8 protein-coding genes are annotated in these 5,668 nt (G+C 73.2%); 2 read left to right on the plus strand and 6 right to left on the minus strand.

The genetic code is table 11. From position 1 onward, the window contains the following. From ETD85_RS59620 to ETD85_RS59630, 3 genes are all read right to left on the minus strand, one after another. The coding region (locus tag ETD85_RS59620; protein WP_206059588.1) for a hypothetical protein at positions 1-291 on the minus strand (291 nt) is incomplete at its 3' end. Continuing rightward, a complete protein-coding gene (locus ETD85_RS59625; RefSeq protein ID WP_138698651.1) occupies positions 288-530 on the minus strand; it encodes a hypothetical protein in 243 nt (80 codons plus the stop codon). The genes ETD85_RS59620 and ETD85_RS59625, both read right to left, overlap by 4 nt. Before the next feature lie 22 nt (positions 531-552). After that, on the minus strand, positions 553-1,176 hold the full coding sequence (locus ETD85_RS59630) for a CGNR zinc finger domain-containing protein (protein WP_138698652.1): 624 nt from the start codon (positions 1,174-1,176) through the stop codon (positions 553-555). Between the two features lie 131 nt (positions 1,177-1,307). On the opposite strand from ETD85_RS59630, the gene ETD85_RS59635 reads away from it, so the two are divergent. Then, positions 1,308-2,249 carry an alpha/beta fold hydrolase gene (locus tag ETD85_RS59635; protein ID WP_138698653.1) on the plus strand — a complete coding sequence of 314 codons (942 nt, stop codon included), beginning with the start codon at positions 1,308-1,310 and terminating at the stop codon, positions 2,247-2,249. Positions 2,250-2,287: 38 nt separating this feature from the next. Here the strand turns inward: ETD85_RS59635 and ETD85_RS59640 are convergent, their stop codons facing one another. Further along, positions 2,288-3,439, minus strand: a complete 1,152-nt coding sequence (locus ETD85_RS59640) for a CU044_5270 family protein (protein WP_138698654.1) — start codon at positions 3,437-3,439, stop codon at positions 2,288-2,290. Then, the gene (locus ETD85_RS59645) at positions 3,432-3,983 is read right to left on the minus strand and encodes an RNA polymerase sigma factor (RefSeq protein WP_240780131.1); all 552 of its coding nucleotides are present in this window, start codon (positions 3,981-3,983) and stop codon (positions 3,432-3,434) included. The genes ETD85_RS59640 and ETD85_RS59645 overlap by 8 nt, the downstream gene beginning before the upstream one ends. 326 nt (positions 3,984-4,309) lie before the next feature. Here ETD85_RS59645 and ETD85_RS59650 point away from each other — a divergent pair, with 326 nt between their 5' ends. After that, complete coding sequence (locus ETD85_RS59650; protein WP_138698655.1) at positions 4,310-5,110, plus strand: IclR family transcriptional regulator domain-containing protein; 801 nt, start codon at positions 4,310-4,312, stop codon at positions 5,108-5,110. Positions 5,111-5,147: 37 nt separating this feature from the next. Here ETD85_RS59650 and ETD85_RS59655 read toward each other — a convergent pair. Next, positions 5,148-5,668 (minus strand): zinc-binding dehydrogenase (locus tag ETD85_RS59655; RefSeq protein ID WP_138698656.1); only part of this gene is annotated, 521 nt, incomplete at its 5' end.

Below are 5,668 nucleotides of genomic sequence, written 5' to 3' on the forward strand. Positions count from 1 at the left end.
CTCCCCCACCTCGACGGTGACGGTCCCGGCCCGCGAGCCGGGGGTCAGCCGGGCGTACGACACCCGCCACCCCGCCTCGCGCCCGGTCACCACCCACGTGGTCAGCTCCCCGTGCTCGCCGGTCTCGAACACGGTGCCCGGCGCCGAGTCGTCGCCGGCGGGCGCGGGGAAGCGCGGCCGCCACCCGGCCACCCATCGTTCCTCGCCGCGCGGCGTGAACAGCACGAACGCCTCCTCTGGCGGCAACGCGACCGACAGCCGCCCGGTGAGCCGGTGCCGGGCGACGCTCATTTCTCCACCAGCCGGTGCGCGTCCGCCGACGTCAGCGTCAGGTCGTACACGACCTTGAGCTGCTCGATCTTCGCCAGCGTCTCCGGACTGAAGGGCGTCTTGCCGTCGAAGGCGTGCAGCGCGATGCCTTCGACGAGGTCGCCGAGCGACATGTCGAGATATTCGGCCAGCCCCTTGAGCACCTTGAGCACGTTCTTCTCCAGCCGCAGGCCCGTCTGCGTCCGCTCAACCGTTACCATGGTAACAATGTAACACCATGGCTCAGGCTGAGGCGCGCGCTTTGATCGCGGCCTTCTTCATCCTGTTGCCGCAGGTCGCCATCGAGCACCAGCGACGACGCCCGCCGCGGCTGGTGTCCACGAACAGCCCGCCGCAGGTCGGCTGCTCGCACCGCTTGATCGCGTCATCGCCGCCGAGGGTGGCGACGGCGTCCGTGGCGATCACGGCGAGCGCGGCCCGTACGGGATCGGCCTGCGGGAGCCGCCAGCGGGCGCGCCCGCCGGAGAGGACGAGGTGCGCCCTGTTGCGCGCGCTCCAGCGGTTGAGCAGCTCCTCGTCCGCCGGCTCCGGCAGGCCGCCGCCGGCGACGGCGGTGCCGGCCCGGTGGATGGCCTCCCGCAGCTCGCGGGCCTGCTCCAGCAGCGCCGCGGAGACCGGCGCCTCCCCGGCCGCCCGCCCGGCGGCCTCCCCGGCCGTCAGCTCGTTGGCCAGCTCGTTGGCCGCCAGCCAGGCGCGCAGCCGCTCTGGCGTGGCGAGCCGCTCGACAGGCTCGGCGCGCCGCTCGCTCAGGGTCGCGACGAAGCGGAACGCGAGGATCTCGTTGCCCAGCCGGAACCCCTCGGCGCTGTGCCGCGCGGGGGCCGTGCGGGCGGGTGAACCGGTCATAGTGGTTCAGCATATGCCCCGACGCGTGCCCCGCCGGCCATTTGACACGACTCTTACGAACCGTTTTAACTGGTTCCACTGAACCATCCAGAACGGTTCACTTCGATCGACTCCCGAGGAATCACGCCGTCATGACCTCCGCCACCGCCCGCCCGCTCACCGGCTTCGGCACCGTCAGCGGTGTCCCCTGGCTCCCCGACGGTTTCGAGGACGTCTTCGAGAGCCTGCTCGTCCAGGTCGGCGAGGTCTCGCTGCACACCGTGCAGGGCGGGAAAGGCCGCCCTCTGCTCCTGGTCGGCGGCTGGCCGCAGAACTGGTACGTGTGGCGCCACGTCATGCCGCGCCTGGCCGAGGACTTCCGGGTCATCGCCGTGGACCCGCGCGGCGTCGGCCGCTCCGGCAAGCCGTACGACGGCTATGACACCGCGACCGTCGCGGCGGAGCTCGCCGCCCTCATGCGGGCGCTCGGGCACGAGCGCTTCCACCTCGCCGGCCACGACGTCGGCATGTGGATCGGCTACGCCCTGGCCGCCGACCACGGGCAGGCCGTGGACCGCCTCGCCCTCATCGACGCGACCATCCCGGGGCTGGCCACCGAGATCCCCTTCTTCGGCTCCGAGGCCCAGAACGACCTGCTGTGGCACTTCGCGTTCAACCGGAAGCGGTCGATCAACGAGGAGCTGGTCCGCGGCCGTGAGCGCATCTACTTCGGCGACCAGTTCCGCCACAAGGCCGTGCGGCCCATCCCCGGCTCCGCGGTCGACTTCTACATCGAGACGCTCGCCCGCGATCCGGAAGCACTGCGCGCCAGCTTCGCCTACTACCAGGCGACCGACGACAACATGGCCCAGAACGCCCGTCGCGGGCAGCGCCCGCTGAGCATGCCCGTCCTCGGCGTGTCCGGGGCACAGGGACAGGCCGAGCGCCTCGGCGCCCTGCTCGCCCCCGTGACCGAACGGCTCGAAACCGCCGTCCTGCCGGACTGCGGCCACTACGTCCCCGAGGAACAGCCCGACGCGCTCCTCGCCGTCCTGCTGCCCTTCCTGCGCGGGTCAGCCGGCGCGATCCGATGAGTTCGGGACGGCCGGAGGCGGGACGCCTCCGGCCGTGATCACGGGATGGGGCGGTCGGTCAGCTTGCAGCCGCGCGGCCGCTCCGGCCTGCCGCCGGTCCAGCCCGCCTCGGACGCCCAAGCCGTGTAGCTCAGGTACGTGCCCTTGGCGAGCCCTTCCGCGTTCTCTTCCGCGATCGCCACGCTCGACGCCAGCACGGTGCCGGTCCTGGCGTCGAGGATGGTGGTGTACCGCTCGGCCACCTCGTCGTCCGAGCCGAACGCGGCGGAGAATCCCTCGCTCTTGATGAAGGTGACCGCGAGCCCCGGGCGTCCGAGCGGGTCGTCGATCGTCCCGCCTACCTTGGTGGTCGGCAGCCCGGCGAGGAGACGGAGTGCGGCCGCCCGTACGGCCGGGCTGACCGGCATCTCCAGCAGCGCCGACGAGCGGGACAGGTACTCCTCGAAGCTCCGGCGATTCTTGCCCGCCCGCCAGTAGCCGCGCAGCTTCTCCCGCAACCCGCCGACGTCGGCGGGCAGCGCCGCGAGGTCGGCGAGCGTGAGGTCGCCGAACCGGCGGTCGCCGAACACGCCGCCCGGTTCGACGGCGCGGGTGTACACGCAGGCGGACGGCTCGCTGCTCACCCGCTCCTTCCCGCAGTTCTCGGCCGGCGCGCCCGGAACGCAGACCCGCTGCGCCACCGACGGGGAGCCGGCCGCCTTCCAGATGCGCTCGTCGGCGGGGGTGGCGGGACGCACGTACTCCTGCCGCATCCGCACCTGGACGGGATCGCCCGGATCGCGCGGCTGCCAGAGGTCGACACGGGAGCTGGACAGCACGTTGAAGTCCTCACCCCCGGCGCGCATCCGGATCAGCCAGGTGTTGAGCAGCGGCCTGCGCCAGTACGCGCCGGTCCGGTCCGGGAGCCGGGCGACGTCGTCCGCGAGCCGGAGCAGGGCGTCGTTGCCGCGCGGAGGCGCGATCACCGGCACGGGGGCCGGCGCGGCCAGGCTCGACACCAGCGCGATGACGGCGGTGACGACGGCGACGGTCGCCACGACCGTCCATCCCCAGACGGTGTGACGGCGTCTGGGGCGCCGCGCGGACCGGTCCATCGTCGCCGACAGCCGGCTGCGGGCCCGGTCGACCACCTCCCGCGAGGGCGGCGGCGCGTCGGGGAGGGACCTGGCCAGCAGATCGAGCTCATCCATGGTTGTCCTCCAGGGGGTTGACGTCGCCGAGCGCCTTGCGGAGTTGCTTGCGGGCCCGGCTGAGGCGGGAGGCGACCGTCCCGGCCGGGATGTCCAGGGCGGCGGCGACCTCGGCGTGGCTGAGGCCGCCCAGCGCGCTGAGCAGGACGACGTCGCGGTCCCTGCGCTTGAGCCCGGCCAGCGCCCCCGCCAGCCTGCCGGTCAGCCCGCTCGCCGCCACCCGGGTCAGGGTCGCGTCCTCGTGGCTGTGCTCCGGCCGCTCCGCCGTCCGGCTGAGCGCCTTCCACCTGCGCACCTCGGCCCGGTGGTGCCGCGCGACGAGATGCGTGGCGATCCCGTACAACCAGGGCCGCACCTCGCCGCGCGCGGCGTCATAGCCTCCCCGGTACGCGGCCAGGAACACCTCGGCGGCCAGATCGTCGGCGAGGTCGTCGGACAGCCGCCGGGCGATGTAGCGGTGGATTCCCGCGAAGTGCGTGTTGAACAGCTCCTCCCAGCCGGCCCGGAGATCGGGCGGATCGGTGAGGTCGGGTGTCATGGCCATGCAGGCAGCTCCGCTGGGTGGGGTCGATGCTGAAACACCTCTTGTTGCCCGAAGCCCCACGACGCTTTCACGCGACGGCCCGGCGCCGCTCCCTTGATCCGCCGCGTCGCCTCCTGGCGGCTTAGGGTGCCGACCTGGCGCAGCGATCGGACAAGCGTCCGCAGAACGACCCTCCGGAAACCCCTTCGCCTCTTGACCCGCTTCCGGCCGTCCGTCTTCGCGGCTGAGGCAGGCTCCATTATGCTCGCCCCGACGGCCGCTGTGCGGACATCCGGCCACGACGGTCTAGAGTCGGATCGGCGGGTTCCGAACAGGGAGGCGTTTCCATGGCACGTGCTGACACCGGCCCCGACTTCATCGAGGCGCTGGCACGCGGCCTCGATGTCATCAGGGTGTTCCAGCCGGGCCGGCCGGTCATGTCCCTGACCGAGGTGGCGACCGCCGCGGGCCTGGCCCGGCCCACCGCCCGCCGCATCCTGCTCACCCTTCAGGAGCTCGGCTACGCCAGGAGCGAGCAGGGCGGTTACGCGCTCACGCCCCGGGTGCTGGAGCTGGGCGTGACCTACGTACGGTCGATGGGGTTGTGGGAGGTGGCCAGGCCGCACATGGAGCTGCTGGTGGCGCAGACCCGCGAGTCGTCGTCCATCGCCCAGCTCGACGGGTCCGACATCGTCTACGTCGCGCGCGTGGCCGTCCCGAAGATCGTCACGCTGTCGGTGCAGATCGGGACCCGCTTCCCGGCCCTGCAGACGTCCCTGGGCAAGGTGCTGCTGGCCGCGCTGCCGCCCGGGGAGGTGGACCGGGTGCTGGCCGAGCCCAGCCGGTCGGGGGTCGAGCCGCGCTGGCGGCCCGGCGCGGCCGAGCGGGAGGCGGCGCTGCGCGAGGTCCGGGCGAAGGGGTGGGCGCTGACGGACGAGGAGCTGGCCCTGGGCATCCGCAGCGTGGCCGCGCCGCTGCGTGACGGGCTCGGGAACGTGATCGCCGCGATCAACGTGAACGCGCACGCGGCGGAGACCTCTGTGGAGTGCCTGTCCGAGCGGCACCTGCCGCTGCTGCTCAAGACGGCGGGCGCCATCAGCGCCGACTGGGCCGTGTACGAGAAGGTCCCGCACGCCATGCGACCGTGAGAACTCCGGCTCAAGACGGAACGGGCGGGATTTCGGCTCAGGGCCCTGGGCGCGGGGTCACCACCAGGCGGCCGGAGGTGGTGCCCGCCGACTGGCGCTCCCAGGCCGGCGCGATCTCCGACAGCGGGACTGCCTCGTGCGCCACGCGCAGCCGTCCCTGTGCAGCCAGCTCGGCGATCCTGCCCATGGCGGCGGCCCGCTGCTCGCGGCTGAGCTCGTTGTTGGTGTAGCCGAGCACCCGCAAGGACCGGCTGCGCAGGGTGGCGGAGTCGAGCGGGGAGGTCTCCCCGGCCGAGCTGCCCAGGTTGACCAGCCGCCCGGACGGCCGGAGCGTGCGCGCGGCCGCCGCGGCCGGCAGGCCGAACAGCGGATCGAGCACGAGGTCCACCGGCCCGTCACAGGCGGCGGCCAGGCGCGCGGCCAACGCGGCCACGCCGGCCTCCCGGCCGACCGCACTGCCTCTGCCACCCGCGCCGCCGTGGCCGCCCCTACTGCCCGCGCCACCCGCGCCGCCTTGGTCGCCCCTACTGCCCGTGCCGCCCGCGCCGCCTTGGGCGC

It is taken from the genome of Nonomuraea zeae (genome assembly GCF_005889725.1).
Taxonomy (GTDB): domain Bacteria; phylum Actinomycetota; class Actinomycetes; order Streptosporangiales; family Streptosporangiaceae; genus Nonomuraea; species Nonomuraea zeae.